Annotated in this window: 14 protein-coding genes; 7 read left to right on the forward strand and 7 right to left on the reverse strand. The window is 69.8% G+C overall.

Translation table 11 applies throughout. The annotated features are described in order from the left end of the window. Positions 1-51 precede the first annotated feature (51 nt). A complete protein-coding gene (gene snpA / locus ABD932_RS22290) occupies positions 52-705 on the reverse strand; it encodes a snapalysin (protein WP_425587502.1) in 654 nt (217 codons plus the stop codon). A 184-nt stretch (positions 706-889) separates the two neighbouring features. Here snpA and ABD932_RS22295 point away from each other — a divergent pair, with 184 nt between their 5' ends. Beyond that, complete coding sequence (locus tag ABD932_RS22295; RefSeq protein ID WP_126393583.1) at positions 890-1,834, forward strand: LysR family transcriptional regulator; 945 nt, start codon at positions 890-892, stop codon at positions 1,832-1,834. A gap of 25 nt (positions 1,835-1,859) precedes the next feature. On the opposite strand, the gene ABD932_RS22300 is transcribed toward ABD932_RS22295, so the two are convergent. Continuing rightward, positions 1,860-3,947 carry a PhoX family protein gene (locus tag ABD932_RS22300; RefSeq protein ID WP_345015293.1) on the reverse strand — a complete coding sequence of 696 codons (2,088 nt, stop codon included), beginning with the start codon at positions 3,945-3,947 and terminating at the stop codon, positions 1,860-1,862. 276 nt (positions 3,948-4,223) lie between these two features. Between ABD932_RS22300 and ABD932_RS22305 the strand changes: the two genes are divergently transcribed. Together ABD932_RS22305 and metG are read left to right on the forward strand one after the other, a co-directional pair. Then, entirely contained in the window at positions 4,224-5,921 is a 1,698-nt protein-coding gene (locus tag ABD932_RS22305; protein ID WP_345015294.1) for a VWA domain-containing protein, read from the forward strand. Positions 5,922-6,065: 144 nt separating this feature from the next. After that, entirely contained in the window at positions 6,066-7,775 is a 1,710-nt protein-coding gene (gene metG / locus ABD932_RS22310) for a methionine--tRNA ligase (protein ID WP_345015295.1), read from the forward strand. A gap of 76 nt (positions 7,776-7,851) precedes the next feature. Here the strand turns inward: metG and ABD932_RS22315 are convergent, their stop codons facing one another. Together ABD932_RS22315 and ABD932_RS22320 are read right to left on the reverse strand one after the other, a co-directional pair. Then, positions 7,852-8,199, reverse strand: coding sequence for a DoxX family protein (locus ABD932_RS22315; protein ID WP_345015296.1), 348 nt, complete (start codon positions 8,197-8,199; stop codon positions 7,852-7,854). Between the two features lie 269 nt (positions 8,200-8,468). Further along, positions 8,469-9,623: an RNA-guided endonuclease InsQ/TnpB family protein gene (locus ABD932_RS22320; RefSeq protein WP_345015297.1), complete on the reverse strand. Its 1,155-nt coding sequence runs from the start codon at positions 9,621-9,623 to the stop codon at positions 8,469-8,471. A gap of 268 nt (positions 9,624-9,891) precedes the next feature. On the opposite strand from ABD932_RS22320, the gene ABD932_RS22325 reads away from it, so the two are divergent. Together ABD932_RS22325 and ABD932_RS22330 are read left to right on the forward strand one after the other, a co-directional pair. Continuing rightward, the gene (locus ABD932_RS22325) at positions 9,892-10,368 is read left to right on the forward strand and encodes a hypothetical protein (protein WP_345015298.1); all 477 of its coding nucleotides are present in this window, start codon (positions 9,892-9,894) and stop codon (positions 10,366-10,368) included. Between the two features lie 112 nt (positions 10,369-10,480). Beyond that, positions 10,481-10,846 carry a PH domain-containing protein gene (locus ABD932_RS22330; protein ID WP_048581363.1) on the forward strand — a complete coding sequence of 122 codons (366 nt, stop codon included), beginning with the start codon at positions 10,481-10,483 and terminating at the stop codon, positions 10,844-10,846. A gap of 76 nt (positions 10,847-10,922) precedes the next feature. On the opposite strand, the gene ABD932_RS22335 is transcribed toward ABD932_RS22330, so the two are convergent. Continuing rightward, a complete protein-coding gene (locus ABD932_RS22335; RefSeq protein WP_345015299.1) occupies positions 10,923-11,195 on the reverse strand; it encodes a hypothetical protein in 273 nt (90 codons plus the stop codon). A 147-nt stretch (positions 11,196-11,342) separates the two neighbouring features. Here ABD932_RS22335 and ABD932_RS22340 point away from each other — a divergent pair, with 147 nt between their 5' ends. Continuing rightward, complete coding sequence (locus tag ABD932_RS22340; RefSeq protein WP_345015300.1) at positions 11,343-14,549, forward strand: FG-GAP repeat domain-containing protein; 3,207 nt, start codon at positions 11,343-11,345, stop codon at positions 14,547-14,549. Positions 14,550-14,689: 140 nt separating this feature from the next. Next, entirely contained in the window at positions 14,690-16,135 is a 1,446-nt protein-coding gene (locus ABD932_RS22345; protein WP_345015301.1) for a VCBS repeat-containing protein, read from the forward strand. A 103-nt stretch (positions 16,136-16,238) separates the two neighbouring features. Here ABD932_RS22345 and ABD932_RS22350 read toward each other — a convergent pair whose 3' ends face one another. Then, positions 16,239-17,234, reverse strand: coding sequence for an intradiol ring-cleavage dioxygenase (locus ABD932_RS22350; RefSeq protein ID WP_345015302.1), 996 nt, complete (start codon positions 17,232-17,234; stop codon positions 16,239-16,241). Positions 17,235-17,360: 126 nt separating this feature from the next. Continuing rightward, entirely contained in the window at positions 17,361-19,124 is a 1,764-nt protein-coding gene (gene aspS, locus ABD932_RS22355; protein ID WP_345015303.1) for an aspartate--tRNA ligase, read from the reverse strand. Positions 19,125-19,294: the final 170 nt, after the last annotated feature.

Raw genomic sequence — 19,294 nt, forward strand, 5'->3', positions numbered from 1 at the left:
GCGACCGCGCCATGTGGGGGGTGGGTCTGGGAACTCGGCGTTTCTGGCTTGCTAGCGGGCGGCCTTGTGCAGGGCCTTGTCCATCGCCGCAGCGAACCCGTTGGCCCACAACTGCTCGACCTTGGCCCGCTCGTTCGAGTCCGGGATGGCATTCGTGCAGGACGTACCGGGTCCGCCGCCCGACATCAGCTCACTGCACGGCCCCTCGTAGTGGTCCGGCAGACCGAGAACGTGCCCCGTCTCGTGCGCGGTGACGCGAGTGGAGTCGTACTCCTGGTTCTGCTGGTAGTCGAGGAAGATGTACCCGTTGCCGTGCCCGTCCGTCGAGGCGTACGAGCCGCGCGAGTCGTTGCCCTCGCGGTAGGTGAAGTCGGCGTTCGAGCCCTCCTGGAGCTTGACGTTGGACACCGAGCCGTTCCATATCTCGGTGCTGCGGGCTATCTGGGCGCTGAACGTGGGCGCGCCGGAGGCGTCGTAGACGACCGTGACGGCCGCGGCGCTCGGGTTCTCGGCGCGCTTCTCGGCGACGGACTTCAGGACCGCCTCGAAGAACGCCCGACCGGCGTCGGACTCGGCCGACTTGGCGACGTAGCCGGCGTGCACGGGTGCCGTCGCCGCCGTCGCCGGAACGGCCGTACCCAGGCCGAGTACCGCGACACTGAGACCGACCGCCGCCGCACGGGTCGTACGTGCGGACATGGCCATGGACATACGCATTGATGACTCCTAGGTGGGGGGTGAGTCGTCAAGGCGAGTGTCGGCGTCTGTGGGGCGGCTGTGATGATGGCAACCGGTGATAGCGCGGCCCTATCGGGGGCCCAATTGACAGGCATCCGGGGGGATTTGTACGGCTGGTGAAAGCTTTGATTCCGCTTTAGTCTCCGAGGGCATGGACCTTGAGGTCAGACACCTCCGCGCGCTGTGCGCCATAGCCGACACCGGCAGTCTGCACCGGGCCGCCCGCCAACTGGGCGTCGCTCAGCCATCGTTGAGCACGCAACTGCGGCGGATCGAGCAGGAGCTCGGCGGCGCCCTGTTCCTGCGCGCGAGATCCGGCTGCCGCCCCACCCCGCTGGGCCGCCTCGTCCTCAGCCGGGCCCGTCCGCTGGTGGCCGACATGCGTGCCCTGGTCGCCGAGGCGCGGGCGGCCGCGACGGGCGGCCCGGAGCTGCGCGTCGGCTCGACGGCCAGCAAGGCCCTGGCGGGCTGGCTGCGCCGGCTGCGCGGCCACGGCCAGGACCCGACCCTCCATATGAACGTCTCCCCGAACGCCCTGCTGCGCATGGTCGCCGACGGCCAGCTGGACGTGGCCTTCGTGCACGAGGTGGAGGGCTGCCCGCTACGGTTCCCGCCGGAGCTGCGCCTACGCGTGTTGATGGAACGCGAACCGCAGTTCGTGTCCCTGCCCACCGACCACCCGGCCACGGCGAAGTCGGAGGTCACCCTCCCCGACCTGGCCGAAGACCGCTGGATGGTCGACCCGACGGTCGACGGCGAGTGGGACGCCGTGCAGCGGATGTTCCGCGCGGCCGGCGTCAACCCCCATGTCCTGCACGGCGACTACTACACGGCGGACGCCCTCGTCGCCACCGGCGAGGTGGTGGCCATCTGCCAGCCGACCCACGCCGACAGCCCCACGATGGCGGTACGGCGCCTGCACGGCGACCCCCTCGGCGTACGCCTGCTCCTCGCGGCCCGTACGGAGACGGACCTGGACGGTGTCTACCCCGCCCTCGAGGAGGCGTACTGGGAGGCGGCACGGCAGGCGCCGGCGTACCGGGAGTGGCTGGAACGCGACGGTGAGCGGCAGCCGCCGGTCCCAGCACTCCCGTAACGGCATCTGTTGCCGCCCTTGTCGATCAGACGCCGATGTTGCAGCCGTCCTCGCGCCAGACGGCCACGACCGCCGGGCGGACGAACGTGCCGGCACCGTCGGGCCAGGCGCTCGCGGGCTTCTCGACGGAGGCGCCGTCGACCTCGCCCGGGTGCTGCACGGCGACCAGGACGCGGCGGTCCTGGATGACCGGGCCGCAGGTCTCCGCGCCGATCGGCATCGTCAGGAACTGCTTGAGCTCACCACGCTTGTCACCGCGCGTGGCGACGCCGAAGAGGCCGTCGTGGAAGCCGAGCTGGTTGCCGTCGGTGGAGATCCACAGGTTGCCGTACGAGTCGAAGGCGACGTTGTCCGGGCAGGAGATCGGGGAGACGTCGTCCTTCGGGAACCCGGCGAAGTAGGTGGCCGGGTCGTTCGGGTCACCGGCGACCAGGAACAGCGACCAGGCGAACTTCTTGCTGTCGGCGCGGTTCCAGCGCTCGGTCAGCTCCAGGACCTGGCCGTGCTTGTTGCTGTTGCGCGGGTTGGCCTCGTCGGCGGCGGCGAAGCCGGTCTTGCCGCGATTGGAGTTGTTGGTGAGCGCGACGTACACCTTGCCGGTGTGCGGGTTCGGCTCGATGTCCTCGGGCCGGTCCATCTTCGTGGCGCCCACCTTGTCACCGGCGAGACGGGTGAAGACGAAGACCTCCTCGGCCGTCATCCCCTCGACGTGCGACTCGGCACCGTCGGCGGTGGCGGTGGCCAGCGGGATCCACTCGCCGCTGCCGTCGAACTCACCGTCGGCCGGCAGCTTGCCGGTGCCGTCGATCTCGATGGCGGGGGAGTCACCGGTGAGCTTGGCGACGTACAGGGTCCCCTCGTCGAGCAGCGAGAGGTTGTGCTCGCGCACGGCCCGGGACGTGCCCTTCTTCATCCGCTTGCTGCTGACGAACTTGTAGAAGTAGTCGAAGCGCTCGTCGTCACCGGAGTAGACGACGGGCCGCCCGTCCTCGGTCAGCCGCACGGTCGCGCCCTCGTGCTTGAAACGGCCGATCGCGGTGTGCTTGCGCGGCGCGGCGGTCGGGTCGTACGGGTCGAGCTCGACGACGTACCCGAAGCGGTGCGGCTCGTTCGGCTCCTGCGCGACGTCGAACCGCTTGTCGAACCGCTCCCACTTGCGCTCGGTCGCACCGGTTCCGAGCCCGTACCGCTTGTCGGTCGCGCGGGTGGCGTTGGCGAAGTACTGGTTGAAGTTCTCCTCGCCGTGCAGCGTGGTGCCCCAGGGCGTGACACCGCCGGAGCAGTTGTTGAGCGTACCGAGGACCTTGGTGCCGGTCGGGTCGGCGGAGGTCTTCAGCAGGTCGGAGCCGGCGGCGGGGCCGGTGACCTTGAACTCGGTGGTGGCGGTGACGCGCCGGTTGAGCGGGTGGCGCGGCACGGCGGTGAGCTTCCCGCTGCGCCGGTCGCCCTCGACGACGACGGCGGAGAGCCCGTGCGCGGCCCAGGCGACCTCGACCTGCTGCTTCGTCGGGTTGGCGGCGTCGTAGCCACGGAACATGAGCACTTCGTCCGTGTACTCGTGGTTGGCGACGAGTATCTGCCGGCCCCGCTCGCCGGGCAGCGGGAGCAGCGCGAGGAAGTCGTTGTTGTAGCCGAACTGCTTGGACTGCGACTCGCCGGTCTGGTTCTCCGGGTCGAAGGCCGGCGCACCGCGCAGGATGGGCTCGCCCCAGCGGATGACGATGTTCTGCGCGTAGCCGTCCGGGATGGTCACGGTGTCGGCGGTGTTCGGCGCGACGGGGCTGAAGCGCAGGCCGCGGGCACCGCGCGAGAAGGTGCCGCCGGTCTTCTCGGTCACGGCGGCGGCGTCGGCGGCCTCGGCGGCGTCGGCCTGCGGCGCGGCGACGGTGGCGGTGGCGCCCACGGCGGCGGCCGCGCTGACGACGGCGGCGGCGCGCAGCGTCGTACGACGGCTGATGGCGTCGGCGATGACGTCACCTACGTACGGGTTCGTGGTGGTATTCGGCACCTCGTGGAAACAGGCGTCACCACACCGGAACCGGCAGGTCAGGGCAGACCGGTTGGCGTGATGCGAGTCACTGTTCGTTTTGATGATCGGCAACGGAATGCGCATGGTGTTTTGTTCTCCCCTTGCTTCCCCTTGAGTGCAGCGTGGGGGACGGTAGGGGCACGTTTGTGCGGGAGCGGGGCGACCGGGTGAACGGAGGGTGAACCAGAGGTAGATGTACGGCAGTTGGGCCCACGCCCCGACTCGACTCGATGCAGCCCTTGACGTACCTGGACCCCTTGTGGCAGCCCCTCCCCAAGATCGCCATCCGGGGCCGCTAACCTTACGTGTCCGTCCTGGCCAGGGATCTACGGGCATCAACTCACGCGAAGGGTTGCGCACATGGGCATTCTCACTCTCCTGCGGAACGCGTTCGGCCGGTCACGCAAGGGGCGTACCGCCGAAGCAGAGGGTGCGACTCCTTCGCCGGAACCGCAGCCGACGGTCCCGTCCCCGTCCCCCGAACCCCAGCCGACGGCTACCGCCCAGGTACCGGAACCGCGCGTCGCCGAGCCGACCGCACCGGAGGGACCGGAGACGCCGGAGACGCCGAAGCGGGCAGAGGCGACAGCGGAGCCGGCAGAGGGAACGTCGAAGGACGAGCACGAGCTGGTCTCGGCCGCCTTCAACAACGTCACGGTGCCGAAGCCGGCGAAGCCGGTGGAGACGGTGGCGGAGGGGGAGGCGGCGCCGGAAGGGGCGGCTGCGGCTGAGGAGGCGGCTGCTGAGACGGCGGTTGCCGAGGAGGCTGCGGCTGAGGCGACGGTGGCTGAGGAGGCCGTCGCGGAGACTCCGGTGGCTGAGGAGGCTGCGGCTGAGACGGCGGTGGCCGAGGAGGCCGTGACCGAGACTCCGGTCGCCGAGGAGGCAGCTGCCGAGACTCCGGTCGCCGAGGAGCCGACCGCCGAGGAGGCCGTCGCCGAGACGCCGGTGGCTGAGGAGCCGGTCGTAGAGGAGCCGGCTGCCGAGGAACCGGCTGCCGCCGAGCCGGTCGCGGAGACCCCGGTCGCCGCAGAGCCCGAGCCGGTCGTCGATGAGCCGGCCCCGGTCGCCGCGGCCGAGGAAGCGGCACCCGAGCCGGAGCCGGTCGCCGAGGTCACCCCCGAACCGGCCGCCGCGGAGACGCACGACGAGCCCGCAGCCGCCGACGGCGAGGACGCCCCACAGGGGCCACTCGCAGCCGACGACGAAAGCAGCACGGGTGGTGCGGGTGGGAACCCGGAGGCCGAAGGCGAAGCCGAGGCCACCCCTGCCACAGACACCCCCGCGGCCGCCGACGGCGAGGCAGCCCCGCAAGGGCCACTCACAGCCGACGACGAAAGCAGCACGGGTGGTGCGGGTGGGAACCCGGAGCCCGAAGGCGAAGCCGAGGAAGAGGCCGAGCCCGAGGCAGTCGACACCGCACCCAAGATCCCCCGAACCCTCCGCACAGCCCACCGCGCCGCCGCCACCGCCCTCAAGAAGCACGACCTCACCGGCACCAACGCCAAGGTCTACCTCGTCCTCGACCGCTCCGCGAGCATGCGCCCGTACTACAAGGACGGCTCCGCCCAGGCCCTCGGCGACCAGACCCTCGCCCTCGCCGCCCACCTCGACCCCGAGGCCACGGTCCACGTCGTCTTCTTCTCCACCGAACTCGACGGCACCGGCGAACTCACCCTCACCGACCACGAGACCAAGATCGACGAGCTCCACGCCGCCCTCGGCCGCATGGGCCGCACCAGCTACCACGTAGCCGTCGACGAGGTGGTCACCCACCACCAGAAGACCGCCCCCGACACCCCCGCCCTGGTGATCTTCCAGACCGACGGCGCCCCCGACGCCAAGACCCCCGCCACCCACGCCCTCACCGAGGCCGCGAAGAACCACCCCTCCGTGTTCTTCTCCTTCGTCGCCTTCGGCGACCCCGAGCAGAAGGCCTTCGACTACCTCCGCAAGCTCAAGACGGACAACACGGCCCACTTCCTGGCCGGCGAGACCCCCCTGGAGCTGACCGACCAGCAGGTCTACGAGGGCATCCTGGCGAACTGGCGCCCGTAGCTCCCACCTCCGGTCGCCCCCGGTCGCCCACCCCGGCCGCCCCCTTCCCACCCCTCAAAACGGGAAGCGGGCGGCCCACCCATGTCGGCTACGATTTCAAGGTTCGCAAAACCAGCAGCAGAACCGACCTGGGAGCATCCCCCGATGGCTCGACACCTCATCACCAGCGCCCTTCCGTACATCAACGGAATCAAGCACCTGGGCAACATGGTGGGGTCCATGCTCCCGGCGGACGTGTACTCCCGGTACCTCCGCCAGCGCGGCCACGACGTCCTCTACATCTGCGCCACGGACGAGCACGGCACCCCGGCCGAGCTGGCCGCGAAGGAGCAGGGCATCCCCGTGGCGGACTTCTGCGCGCAGGCGCACGACGCCCAGAAGGCGGTCTACGACGGCTTCGCGCTGGCCTTCGACTACTTCGGCCGCAGCTCCAGCTCCCAGAACGTCGAGATCACCCAGCACTTCGCCCGCAAGCTGCACGAGAACGGCTTCATCGAAGAGCGCGCCATCCGCCAGGTGTACAGCCCCACCGACGGCCGCTTCCTCCCGGACCGCTACGTCGAGGGCACCTGCCCCCACTGCGGCTACGACAAGGCCCGCGGCGACCAGTGCGAGAACTGCACCCGCGTACTCGACCCGACCGACCTGATCGACCCGCGCTCGGCGATCTCCGGCTCCACGGACCTGGAGGTCCGCGAGACCAAGCACCTCTTCCTCCTCCAGTCCAAGCTGCAGAGCGAGGTCATGGAGTGGGTCGCCCGCCACGACGGCGTCTGGCCGCACCTGGCCTCCTCGATCGCCCACAAGTGGCTGACCGAGGGCCTGCACGACCGCGCGATCACCCGTGACCTGGACTGGGGCGTCCCGGTCCCCGCGGACACCTGGCCGGAGCTGGCGGCCGAGGGCAAGGTCTTCTACGTCTGGTTCGACGCCCCGATCGAGTACCTCGGCGCGACGAAGGAGTGGTCCGATCTGGACCCGGAGAACCGCGACTGGAAGTCGTGGTGGTACGACGTCGACACCGACGTCCGCTACACGCAGTTCATGGCGAAGGACAACGTCCCGTTCCACACGGTGATGTTCCCGGCCACGGAACTCGGCATCCGCGAGCCCTGGAAGAAGGTCGACTTCGTCAAGGCCTTCAACTGGCTGACGTACTACGGCGGCAAGTTCTCCACGTCCCAGAAGCGCGGCGTCTTCACCGACCAGGCCCTGGAGATCCTCCCCGCCGACTACTGGCGCTACTTCCTGATCGCCAACGCCCCCGAGTCGGACGACGCGTCCTTCACCTGGGAGCACTTCACGGCGACGGTGAACAAGGACCTCGCCGACACCCTCGGCAACTTCGTCAACCGCGTGCTGTCCTTCTCCAAGAAGCGCTTCGGCGAGGAGGTCCCGGCGGGCGGCGAGCCCGGCGAGGCGGAGGCGAAGCTGGGCGAGCAGATCGCCGAGCTGCTCGCCGAGTACGAGAACCACATGGAGACCCTCCAGTTCCGCAAGGCGGCGGCGGCCCTGCGCGCCCTGTGGTCGGCCGGCAACTCCTACCTGGAGGAGAAGGCCCCCTGGCTGGAGATCAAGACCGACAAGGACGGCGCCGCCCTCACCCTGCGCACCGCGATGAACCTGATCCACCTCTACGCGGTGGTCTCGGAGCCCTTCATCCCGACGAGCTCGGCAGCCATGCGCCAGGCCTTCGCCCTGACGGACGACACGGCGACCTGGGTCACCCCGGACGAGGCCAGGTCCCTCACGGCCGTCCCCGTCGGCACCCCCTTCACCGTCCCGCCGGTCCTCTTCGCGAAGCTCACGGACGAGGACCTGGTGACGTACAAGGAGCGCTTCGGCGGCGAGTAGGCACGAAACGAGACAGGCCGAACGGGCCCGGAACCCGCCTCACCAGCTGGTTTCCGGGCCCGTTCGCTTCCGCCGGTCAGCTCGCGTACGCGAGTGCCAGCGCGCCGGCCACCGGAGCGGCGTACACCAGCGGGAACGCGATGTGCGAGTACCACCGTGCCCGCGCCACCGTCACCGCGGCCCCGAGGAAGTACAGCACCAGCCCGACCCCCGCCAGCACCCCGATCACCGGCACGAACAGCCCCACCACCAGCCCCACGGCCCCGGCGGCCTTGGCCAGCCCGAGCCACGTCCACCACGACCTGGGCACCGAGTAGTCGGTGAGCGCCCGCACGATCCACTGGGCGCGCAGGAGCAGGACGGCGCCGGAGAAACCGGACATCAGGGCGGCTGCGACGGTGACGACGACGTGTGCGGTCCGCATGAGGAACTCCCCTGGTCAGAAGCGGTAGGTACCGCACTGACGCCGGGCGCCGCGGAAGTGTGACAGCTGATCGTGTGGCAGCGATCCGCGAGCGAGCCCGCGTGAGCGGGCTTCCGACCCGTCTGTGGTCACGGAGATCTGAAAGGTTGCCGTCACCTTCTCGGCCGTGAACGGCCGAGCTTGTGCTCTCGGTCGCTCACACCTCGTCGCGCTCCCGACTGCCCCCCTGCGACAGGACGGTCACGGGTCGCATCCACCCACTCGCAGGTTCAGGGAGAGGGTGCGGGTGCGGTGACAAGCACCCACGCCGAGCGTGCGCGGTCGCGCACGTTCACCCCGGCGACGACATCGGCCGGCCCAACGAGGCCGCACCGACGACAGCGGAAATGGTCCCGGGTAGGCCGGTTGGCCCGCTCGGTGTGTCCGCAGCGCGGGCATCGCTGCGAGGTATGGCGCGCGTCCACCTCAAGGAATGGCACCCCGGCCCGCTTGGCTTTGTAAGCGAGATGTTGGCCAAGCTGGTGGAAGGGCCAGGAAGAGAGCGTGCCCCGCTGGTCGCGGCGAAGCCGTACCCGCTCGCGGATGCCGCCGAGAGCTTCGACTGCAATCCCACGACCGGTGCGTTGCGCGACGAACACGATCTCCCTACTGATCCGGTGGTTCACGTGCGTGGCATGGTGCTTCTCCTTCTGCGCACGGCGCGCGAGACGGCGAGTGGCCGAGCGGGTCTGCTTCTGCTGGAGTTCGGCGCGTTTACGGGCCTGCCAGCGCCGATAGCGGCCCAGGCGTCGCCCCTGATAGTTGATGCCGTCGGACGTCGTGGCGAGGTTCACGATGCCCCGATCCACTCCGATCCAGTCGGCTGGCTCGAACACCTCGGGCTCGGGAATGTCGCAGGTGGCGATCAGGAACCACTTCGTGCCGCGCTGGACGAGGTCGCTCTCACCTCTACGGTGCGCTACGAGCGTCTTGAGCTGGTCGGGCGAGCAGGCGAACCGGATGCCCTTCATCCGCCTGTCCACAGTCCAGATCGACACTGTGCGGGCGTCGTACTGCCAGGACAAGCAACGGTCGTCGAACGGCTGCGCGGCATCCGGTCGGAAGGCGATCGGGGTACCGACCGCCCTGCGGTACCGCTTCGAGGCGGGTGAGCCCAGACTCCCGGCCTGCAAACTGGCTTTCAGGGTGGCGTAGGCGTCGACGACCTTCTTCACCGCCCGTACCACCGGCTGTGCCGACAGCCCGAACGTCGCCTTCAGATCCGCGTACAACGCCTTCTGCAGGCCGTTGCGGTCTTTGAGGCCTCTGGCGAAGGCAACCTGCGAGGCATAGGTGGCCGCCCGATTGCAGGCACGCAGGGTCGCCTCCAGTGCCAGCGCCTGCTCGGGCGTCGGCAGCAGCTTCACCTGTACCACCAGCTTCATGGGTTCGGCAGCCGCACACACAACCGCAATTCACTCGGCGTTCACTCCAACCAGTGACAGAGGGCAGAGGCGGCGACGCTCCGCTCCACGGACACACGAGGCGATTCGCACCCGGCATGAATGTTGGGGCTTCCTTGCCAGAAGCAGGTGAATCTTTTGGCCGATCAGTGCTCAAGTTGGGGACATCACGCGGATGTTGCCCATCCGCTTGGCATCGATCGCCCCCCACCCCCACCATGCCCCCCGCGACGACCGTAAGGTTTCCGCCATGGCAGTCCCAGAGGTCATTCCGATCGCCTACGAGCCGCACGGCCGTACCGAGGCGATCGGCCGTTACGCGGACGGACAGTTCATAGGGTCCGTCACGTACGCCTTCCCCAAGGGGTTCGAGCTCGAGGCCGGCTGGGAGGACCACAAACGCCTCTACTCGGTCCTGCACACCTTCGACGCCGACGGCAGGTACCGCGACTCGGAGATCTGGTGCGCCGGCACCTGGGCCGAGCAGCAGCGCGCCCCGCACGGCCCGGACTCCGTCCTCGCCCGCGCCCGCGCCCACCTCGCGACCTTGCTGCGCAGCCTCCCCCGGCGCACGTACACGGACATCGCGATACGTCCCTTCCAACTCACCGTGGACAGCGTGCTGTTCGGTCTGCTGACGGGAGAGGACGAGGGCGAACCCTGGGCCGAGCTCTACCCCGACCACCTGGGGTTCGGGGCACCCTGGGACGGTACGTACGACACCTGACCGTTCACGACACCTGATCGTTTACCCCCCTATGCCCGGACACCCTCGAGGCGCTATACATGGCGAAGATCACGCAAGCCAGCGAGACGCCATCAAGTGGGGGGATCCATTCATGGCACTGTTCGGAAACGCGCACACCATCGACCAGGGGCAGGCGCAGCAGGACTACGCGCGCCTGCTGGGCCACGGTGAGCAGGTGCACGCCGCGTACCTGCTGATACGCGACACCATCCTGTTCACCGACCGCCGTCTGATCCTGGTCGACAAGCAGGGCATCACCGGCAAGAAGGTGGAGTACCACTCCATCCCCTACCGCAGCATCACGCACTTCGCGGTGGAGACGGCCGGCACCTTCGATCTGGACGCCGAGCTGAAGATCTGGCTCTCGGGTTCGGCGACGCCGATACAGAAGACGTTCACCAAGGGCGTCGACATCTACGAGGTGCAGGCGATCCTGACGCAGTTCGTGGCGAAGTAGCCCGTTCACACGTGTGCGGCCGCCCTCCTGTCGGGGAGGGCGGCCGCACACGTCGTTCTACGGGCGGGCGTCCTGCTCAGGGAGCCAGGCAGCCGACGCCCGGGGCGCCGGCCGGGTCCAGCAGGCCGGCCGGGTCGAGGAGCGCGGCGGGGTCGACGAGCCCCGTCACGCCGGCCGGGGTCTCGGCGATACAGGTGACGGTAGCGACCGGGTCCGGAACGGCGTGGGCGGCCGGGGCCATGGCGCCGGCGAGGGCGAGGGTTCCGAGCAGGACGGTGGCGGTGCGCCGCATGGCGACCATCTCCTTGTCAGAAAGGAAGCGAATCGTCCGGTTGGACAGAGCGATCATTGCGGTTTTCCTCCCGCGACCTCGCCCTCCGTCACCCGCGCGGGGATGAAGCAACGATCCGCCGCCGGTGCCGGGTTGACGGGGCCCTGAGATAGGATCCGGCCACTTGTGCGAGGGCAGGGGCCCTCGTAGGGGAGGGAACCTCACGTGGGCAGACACGCCCTGAGACGGGGCGGTCGGGCCGCTGTCGTCTCCGCGCTCGCGGTCGCCGTGGCGGCCGGATCCATCACCTTGTTCGCCGCGTCCGAGGACGGCGGCGGCGCCGCGCAGGCCGCCACCGCGGCGGCCGGTACGACCGAGATCGTCCTGGACGACCCGCGCACCGAGACCCGGCGCACCGAGCAGCTGCTCGCCGCGGGCGAGACCGGGTTCCTGCACCGGCAGGCCTCGGTCCCCGGGCTGCTGTGGACGGACTACGACGACGGCAGCACCGTCACCGTCCAGGGCCCGAGCGGGGTCTATGAACCGACCAACAGCCGAAACTGCTACGAGATCTCCGAGCCCTGTCGGTCCGGCACGTTCGGTCAAGGCGCCGACACCGTGGCGCTGCCCCACTACTACTCCCACTATCCGATCTCGCTGTGGACGCCCGGCGGGAACGGGCTCACGACCGTCGACCTGAACGACAGGGACTACGCCGGTACCTACGGCACGACGCTCGTGTCGGCCGACCGGGACGCCGTCATCGACGGTCACGGCGTGGACGGCACCTGGCTGGAACTCACCGACATCGTCGACGGCGAGCAGCGCGACCGCGCGGTGACCGGCTGGCCGGCCGACCAGGCCTGGTCGGGTGGCTTCGGCTCGTCCCCGCGCACCGGCGACAAGGACGGCGCGCTGCTCTCCTACCCGGTCTCCGACGGGAGCGGCTCCGCGCCGACGTACACCGTCGGCTATCTGGACTTCGCCACCGCCGAGTTCAGGCCGGTCTTCACGGGCGCGGACACCCTGCCGCGGCTGGTCCTGACCGCCGACCGGGTCGGCTGGTACACCGAGGCCGCCGGTCTGCACCTCAAGCCGCGGGCCGACCTCACGGCCGAGGAGACGGTCCCGGTGGCCGGCACGGAGAACAACATCTCTCCCGACCCCGTCCCCGTCCTCGTCGGCGACTGGGCGGTCTTCACCAACGCCCCCGGCGTCAAGGCCGTCTCCCTGACCGACGGCACCACGAAGACCCTGCTGACCGCCGCGTACGGCATCCCGCTGGCCACCCCCGACGGCGGCGCCGTCGTCACCGGCGGCACCACCACGGCCGACTGGTGGGTGCAGCGGGTGAGCCTCGGATCCGACGGCACCCCGCAGGTGAAGAGGCTGACCAAGATCGCGCCGTACGAGAACAAGAAGACCGGCATCGCCCTCAGCCGCGGCAGTCTGCGCGTCGTGGAGGACAACCCCAGTAACGCCAACAGCGACACCACGTCCCTGCGCACGCTCACCACGAACGGCGGCACCGAGCTGACGGCGTCCGCGATCACGGAGTCCTCTTCGATCAGCCCGAAGTGCCCGTACGCGAACACCACGTGCTCGGCCCTGTGGGGCAACTTCGACGGCACCGACTCCCGGGACGTCTACCTCGACACGTACTACGACAGCGACGAGGGCGGCAGCGGTCTGGAGAACGCGGACCGGCTGGTCAACATCGGCTACGTCCCGCTGGAGTTCCACACCGAGGGCGGCTCGATCGTCGACGTCTCCGACGACTACGCCGTCTACGACTCCGGCGGCTCCGCCCCGATGCAGTACATCGGCGAGTTCGGCCAGGGCCAGAAGCTGAAGCGCTCCGTCCGCACCGCCGCCCTGAACGGCTCGACCCTGTGGAGCGCCACCTCCACGGCCGGCCAGCTCACCTCGTACAGCCTCGCCACGGACAAGACCCTCGCCACGGTGACCGTCCCCGGCCTCGGCTGCGTACCGAGCGAGCTGCAGGCGGCGGGCCGCTGGGTGTACTGGGCGTGTGGGACGGGCTCGGCCGGGGTGTACGACACCAAGGCGCGTACGTCCGTGGCCGTCACCCCCGGTGACGTGCTCCTCGGCGACGGCTTCACCGTCCGCCACGACCACGACGCCGACCGGCTGGTCCTGACCGAGGCGGCCACCGGCGCCACCCGCGTGATCGCCTCCGGTCTGCCCGACAGCGGGCTGGCGGTCGACCGCCGCTACCGCTGGACGGTCGACGAGTACACGGGCCTGGTCGCGTGGTTCGACAGGCTCGAGCAGACGCACGTCGCCACCACCGGCGTCACCCCGTCCGCGGTGACGGCCTTCGCCTCGGAGGCCGCCAGCTACGTGGACCCGGCGGCGCCGTTCACCGGCCAGTGGCTGGCGTCCCGCCCGGTCACCTCCTGGTCGCTGACCTTCACCTCGGTCCAGAGCGGCGCGAACGGCAAGGCGACGCGCACCCTCACCGGCGGCGCGTCCTCGGCGGTGCTGTCGGCGACCTGGAACGGCAAGGCGTCGAGCGGGAGTTACTTCCCCAACGGCTGGTTGACCTGGACCCTCAAGGCGACCGGCCTCGGCACCTCCGCCCCCGTCACGGTCACCACCGGCGAGGCCTTCCTCACCCGGGGAGCGCCCGTACGCCACGACTTCGACAGCCCCGACGGCCCGGACGGCCGCGGCGACCTGCTCACCCTCAACTCCTCCGGCGGCCTCACCTTCCACGCGGGCACCGGCACGGGCAAGGTCGGCGAGAAGACCACGGGCACCGGCTGGCCCACGACCGTCACGGCCGTCCCCTTCGGCGACCTGAGCGGCGACCGCTGCAACGACCTCCTGGTCCGCTACAGCAGCGGCGCCCTGCGCCTGTACAAGCCGGGCTGCGGCGCGGCGGTCAAGCCGTCGACGTCGTACACCACGCTCGCGACCAGCGGCTGGACGCAGTACAACGCGCTCACCTCGCCCGGCGACGTGAGCGGTGACGGCCGCCCGGACCTGATCGCGCGCCAGGCGTCCACCGGCACGGTCTACCTCTACAAGGGCACCAGCACCGGCAAGCTCGCCGCCCGTGTGAAGCTCTACGACAACTGGAAGGGCTACAAGAAGATCGTCGGCGTCGGCGACATCACCGGCGACGGCCGGCCCGACCTCCTCGCCCAGGACACGGCGAACACCCTCTGGCGTTACGACGGCAAGGGCGACGGCACCTTCGCCGCCCGCGTGAAGGTGTTCGCCAACTGGGGCGGCAACTACAACGTCGTCGTCGGCATCGGCGACATCACCGACGACGGCCGACCGGACCTGGTCTCCCGCGACACCAGCGGCAACGCGTGGCGCAACAGCGGGGACGGCAAGGGGTCGTTCGGCTCGCGGGTGAAGATCGCGAGCGGGTGGAGCGGCTACAAGTCCCTTTCGTAGCAGGCGAGTTGCGGCCACTCACTCCCTTAAGGCGCCCGTTGACTGCTGGTCACCGGGCGCCTTTACCATCCCGCGCGTGACGTCGGCGCACAAAAGGTGCGCCTGGGGTTGAGGGGACGCACATGACGCACATGACGCGCATGACTACGAGAAGCCTTATACGCACGGGCGGTTGGCGAAGCGCCGCCGTCGTGCTCTCCGCGCTGCTGAGCGCGACGCTGCTCTCGGCGGCCCCGGCCGGTGCCGTGGACGGCGCCGTCCCGGGTGACTTCAACGGCGACGGCTACGGGGACGCCGTCCTGCCCGCGCCGGGCGCCGCCGTGGCGGGCAAGGAGGCCGCCGGAGCCGTCGTCGTGCTGTACGGCTCGTCGACCGGTCTGTCGCCGACGCGGCGCAAGACCTTCACGCAGAACTCGGCCGGGGTGCCCAGCTCCCCCGAGGCCTACGACCGCTTCGGCGGTGCCACCGCCACGGCCGACCTGAACCGGGACGGCTATGCCGACCTGGTGGTGGCGGCGCCGTACGAGGACACGGCCCGAGGCAAGGACACCGGGCTGCTCACGGTCCTGTGGGGCAGCAAGGGCGGTCTGGCGAGCGCCACCGAACTGCCGATCCCGTTCATGCCGGGTGCGGGGTGGGCGGAAGGGGCGGCCTACGGCAGCGACCTCGCCGCGCTCAGCCTCGGGCCCGGTGACCGGACCGAGGTGGTGGCGGCGGGCCGCAAGCTCGGGGCCGCACACTTCACGGGACCGTTCAGCCGCACCGGTACCTCCGGCTCCCGGTGGATCACCTCGGAGATGGAGACCACGGCGTTCACCAGCTTCGGACTCGGCGACTTCAACGGCGACGGCAAGCCCGACGAGGCCGCCGCCACCGCCCACGACGTGTACATCCCGCCCATGAAGCTGAACGAGATGGCGGAGGGCGACGGCCGCGTCGTCGCCACCGGTGACGTCAACGGCGACGGCCGCGACGACGTCGTGGTCGGCGACCCCGAGGAGCCCACGGCCCCGGCCAGCAGGGAAGGCGAGATCGGGGGCCGGGTGATCGTCTACTACGCCGGGGCGAACGGGATCAACAACGACGTCAAGCCCGTCGTCCTCACCCAGAACACCCCCGGCGTCCCCGGCACCAGCGAGAAGAACGACGCCTTCGGCGCCTCCCTCGCCGTCGCCGACCTCGACCGGGACGGCGTCGACGACATCGTCGTCGGCACCCCCTACGAGGGCGTCGCCGGCAAGAACCGCTCCGGCGAGGTGACGGTGATCCCGGGCCGGAGGACGGGCGCGCTCGGCACGGGCTCGTACGCGTTCAACCAGTTCACGGCGGGCGTCGGCGGCGGCAACGAACTCGACGACTTCTTCGGTACGACCGTCTCCGCCGGGGACGTCAACGGGGACGGCAGGCCCGAGCTGTTCGTCGGTGCCTCCGGCGAGAACAACTTCACCGGTGCGGTCTGGGTGTTCCCCGGCGCCGGCACGGGCCCGACCGCCAAGAACAGCCGCGTGTTCAACGCGTTCTCCGTCAACCTCACCCAGCAGAACGGCACCCTGCTCGGCGGCAACGGACTGCTCTGGCGCATCTGACGGCCATGGCGCCTGCGCGACGTCGGCGCCCATCCCTCTCATCGCGCACGCGGGCCCGGGGAGGATGTGTCCGCACACACCCGCCCCGAGCCCTGTGGGTTCGTCAGCTCGCCGAAGCCGAAGCCGACGCCGACGCCGACGCACCCGGCTGGACCGAGTCGTCCGTGCCGGTGTGGGTGGCCTCGGGGTCGACGCCGACCGTGATGGTCGCGAGGACGCCCTTGGCGATGTCGTTCTTCTTGTACTTCAGCTTCAGCAGACCGCCGGTCGTGCCGCTCTGGTCGTAGATCGTGTCCTCGTCGAGCGTGGTGCGCTCGGTCGTGGACGTCGAGTACGGCTCCACCTCGGCGGAGAGCAGGACCGTCTCCTCGTCGAAGAAGAACTGGCCGGTGTGGCAGGTGGTGCCGCCCTCGTAACCGGCGTCCGTCCACTCGCCGCTCACATGCACCTTGGTGTGGATGTGGACGCAGCGGCCCTGGTACCAGCCCGGGAAGATGGTCTTGAAGGTGACGAAGCCCTTGCGGTCCGTCTTCCAGGTGCCGCGCAGATAGCGGGTGTCGCTGGTGGGCTCCTCGTGCCCGCCGCCACCGCCGCCGCCGGACGGGGGCTCACCGGTCGGGGTGCCGGACGGCACGTCGGTGGGGGTGCCCGAGGGGGCGTCCGTGGGCGGGGTGCCGCCTCCGCCGCCGCCCGAGAAGCTCTCGTAGCCCGAGTACAGGCCGAGCGCGTCGCAGTGCCAGACATCCACCGCCGCGTTGCTGACCGGCTTGCAGGTCTCGGCGTCGATCACCTTGATGCGGAGGGTGAGCGGGATGCCCTCCTTGTCCTCGGTGATGTCCTGGCGGAGCTTGTCGGCGTCGATGTAGTAGGGGCCCTCGGTGGTCTCCGAGGTGAGCTTGTAGCACGTCTCACCGGCGCCGGCGCTGCTGCTCGGCGATGCCTTGGCGCCCTTCGCTCCGGACTCACCCGCGAACGCGCCCGCCGCGAGCGTGCCGCCCACGCCCACCGCCGCGGCGGCTCCCGCACCGGCGACGACGACCTTGCGACGCGTGAGGTCCCGCTTGTGTTTCGGCCCTTCGGCCGTCTGGTTTCCCGTCATGCCCGGAACGCTAGGTAAGAGGGCTGTAAGCAACGTGGGTATGGGCTGTGGCTGCCTGTGGAAGCCGAAGGGGCCCGGAACCGTGATCGGTTCCGGGCCCCTACTCAGCCGCTTGCTTCGAGCCGCCTACTTCGGCTGGGGCTTGCGCACCGACAGGTGCAGCTCCTTCAGCCGCGCCTCCTCCAGCTCCGTCGGCGCGCCCATCATCAGGTCCTGGGCGTTGCCGTTGAGCGGGAAGGCGATGGTCTCGCGGATGTTCGGCTCGTCGGCGAGGAGCATCACGATGCGGTCCACGCCGGGCGCGATGCCGCCGTGCGGCGGGGCGCCGAAGCGGAAGGCGCGCAGCATGCCGGCGAACTTCTCCTCGACGGTCTCGCGGTCGTAGCCCGCGATCTCGAAGGCCTTCAGCATGATCTCCGGCTCGTGGTTCCGGATCGCACCGGAGGACAGCTCGACGCCGTTGCAGACGATGTCGTACTGCCAGCCCAGGATGTCCAGCGGGTCCTGGGTCTCCAGGGCCTCGAGGCCACCCTGCGGCATGGAGAACGGGTTGTGCGAGAAGTCGATCGCGCCGGTGTCCTCGTCCTTCTCGTACATCGGGAAGTCGACGATCCAGCAGAACCGGAAGACGCCGTCCTCGAAGTGCCCGGCCCGCTTGGCGGCCTCGACCCGCACCGCGCCCATGATCTTCGAGACCTCGTCGAACTCGCCTGCGCCGAAGAACACGGCGTGACCGGCCTCCAGGCCGAGGCGCTCGGTGAGGACCTTGACGTTCTCCTCGGTGAGGAACTTGGCGATCGGGCCGGTCAGCGAGCCGTCCTCGGCGACGCGGACCCAGGCCAGGCCCTTGGCGCCCTGCGAGACCGCGAAGTCACCGAGCTGGTCGAAGAACTTCCGGGGCTGCGCGGAGACGTCCGGCACCGGCAGCGCACGCACGTGCTTGCCGGCGAACGCCTTGAACTCCGAGCCCTCGAAGACGTCGGTGATGTCGACGAGCTCCAGCTGGGCGCGCAGGTCCGGCTTGTCGGAGCCGTACTTCAGCATCGCCTCGCGGAACGGAATCCGCGGGAACGGCGAGGTGACGTGACGGCCGTTGCCGAACTCCTCGAAGAGCTCGGTCATCAGCTTCTCGACGGGCTGGAAGACGTCCTCCTGCTCGACGAAGCTCATCTCGATGTCGAGCTGGTAGAACTCGCCCGGCGAGCGGTCCGCGCGCGCGTCCTCGTCACGGAAGCAGGGCGCGATCTGGAAGTAGCGGTCGAAGCCGGAGATCATCAGCAGCTGCTTGAACTGCTGCGGGGCCTGCGGCAGGGCGTAGAACTTGCCCGGGTGCAGACGGGAGGGGACGACGAAGTCGCGAGCGCCCTCGGGGGAGGTGGCCGACAGGATCGGCGTCGCCATCTCGTTGAAGCCCAGCGCCGTCATCTTGTGCCGGATCGCCGAGATGACCGCCGTACGCAGCAGGATGTTGCGGTGCATGCGCTCACGGCGCAGGTCCAGGAAGCGGTACTCCAGGCGCCGCTCCTCGTTGACCCCGTCCTCGGTGTTGATCGTGAACGGCAGCGGGGCGGCCGCGCCGAGCAGCTCGACCTCGCCGACCTCGACCTCGATCTCGCCGGTGGGCAGGTCGGGGTTGATGTTCTCTGCGCCGCGGGAGACGACCTTGCCGTCGATCCGGACCGTGGACTCCTTGGAGAGCTTGTCCAGGGCCTCGTACGCGGGCGTGCCGGGACGGGCGACGAGCTGCGTGATGCCGTAGTGATCGCGCAGATCGATGAAGAGGATGCCGCCCAGGTCGCGCCGATTGTGCAGCCAGCCACTCAGCCGGACGTCGGTGCCGACGTCAGAGGAGCGGAGCTCGCCGCAGGTGTGGGACCTGTACCGATGCATCGTCGTTCATCCAGTCTTCGCGGATCGGGGGGCGTGTTTCACGTGAAACTCCCCCCAAGCCTACCGGGGACCCCAAGATCGCCTCCCCACCATTTCGCGGCGCTCCGGGGCCCCGGCCGACCAGATGCCCCGTACAGCTTCGGTGGCAGTGTGCGATCACCTCTTCTTAG

Origin of the sequence: Streptomyces shaanxiensis, assembly GCF_039537145.1 — a bacterium.
Classification (GTDB): domain Bacteria; phylum Actinomycetota; class Actinomycetes; order Streptomycetales; family Streptomycetaceae; genus Streptomyces; species Streptomyces shaanxiensis.

What these genes read in the sequence shown, in the direction of transcription:
- snpA (WP_425587502.1), bottom strand. Translation starts at nt 705, where the DNA reads ATGGCCATGTCCGCACGTACGACCCGTGCGGCGGCGGTCGGTCTCAGT.
- ABD932_RS22295 (WP_126393583.1), top strand. Translation starts at nt 890, where the DNA reads ATGGACCTTGAGGTCAGACACCTCCGCGCGCTGTGCGCCATAGCCGAC.
- ABD932_RS22300 (WP_345015293.1), bottom strand. Translation starts at nt 3,947, where the DNA reads ATGCGCATTCCGTTGCCGATCATCAAAACGAACAGTGACTCGCATCAC.
- ABD932_RS22305 (WP_345015294.1), top strand. Translation starts at nt 4,224, where the DNA reads ATGGGCATTCTCACTCTCCTGCGGAACGCGTTCGGCCGGTCACGCAAG.
- metG (WP_345015295.1), top strand. Translation starts at nt 6,066, where the DNA reads ATGGCTCGACACCTCATCACCAGCGCCCTTCCGTACATCAACGGAATC.
- ABD932_RS22315 (WP_345015296.1), bottom strand. Translation starts at nt 8,199, where the DNA reads ATGCGGACCGCACACGTCGTCGTCACCGTCGCAGCCGCCCTGATGTCC.
- ABD932_RS22320 (WP_345015297.1), bottom strand. Translation starts at nt 9,623, where the DNA reads ATGAAGCTGGTGGTACAGGTGAAGCTGCTGCCGACGCCCGAGCAGGCG.
- ABD932_RS22325 (WP_345015298.1), top strand. Translation starts at nt 9,892, where the DNA reads ATGGCAGTCCCAGAGGTCATTCCGATCGCCTACGAGCCGCACGGCCGT.
- ABD932_RS22330 (WP_048581363.1), top strand. Translation starts at nt 10,481, where the DNA reads ATGGCACTGTTCGGAAACGCGCACACCATCGACCAGGGGCAGGCGCAG.
- ABD932_RS22335 (WP_345015299.1), bottom strand. Translation starts at nt 11,195, where the DNA reads ATGATCGCTCTGTCCAACCGGACGATTCGCTTCCTTTCTGACAAGGAG.
- ABD932_RS22345 (WP_345015301.1), top strand. Translation starts at nt 14,690, where the DNA reads ATGACTACGAGAAGCCTTATACGCACGGGCGGTTGGCGAAGCGCCGCC.
- ABD932_RS22350 (WP_345015302.1), bottom strand. Translation starts at nt 17,234, where the DNA reads ATGACGGGAAACCAGACGGCCGAAGGGCCGAAACACAAGCGGGACCTC.
- aspS (WP_345015303.1), bottom strand. Translation starts at nt 19,124, where the DNA reads ATGCATCGGTACAGGTCCCACACCTGCGGCGAGCTCCGCTCCTCTGAC.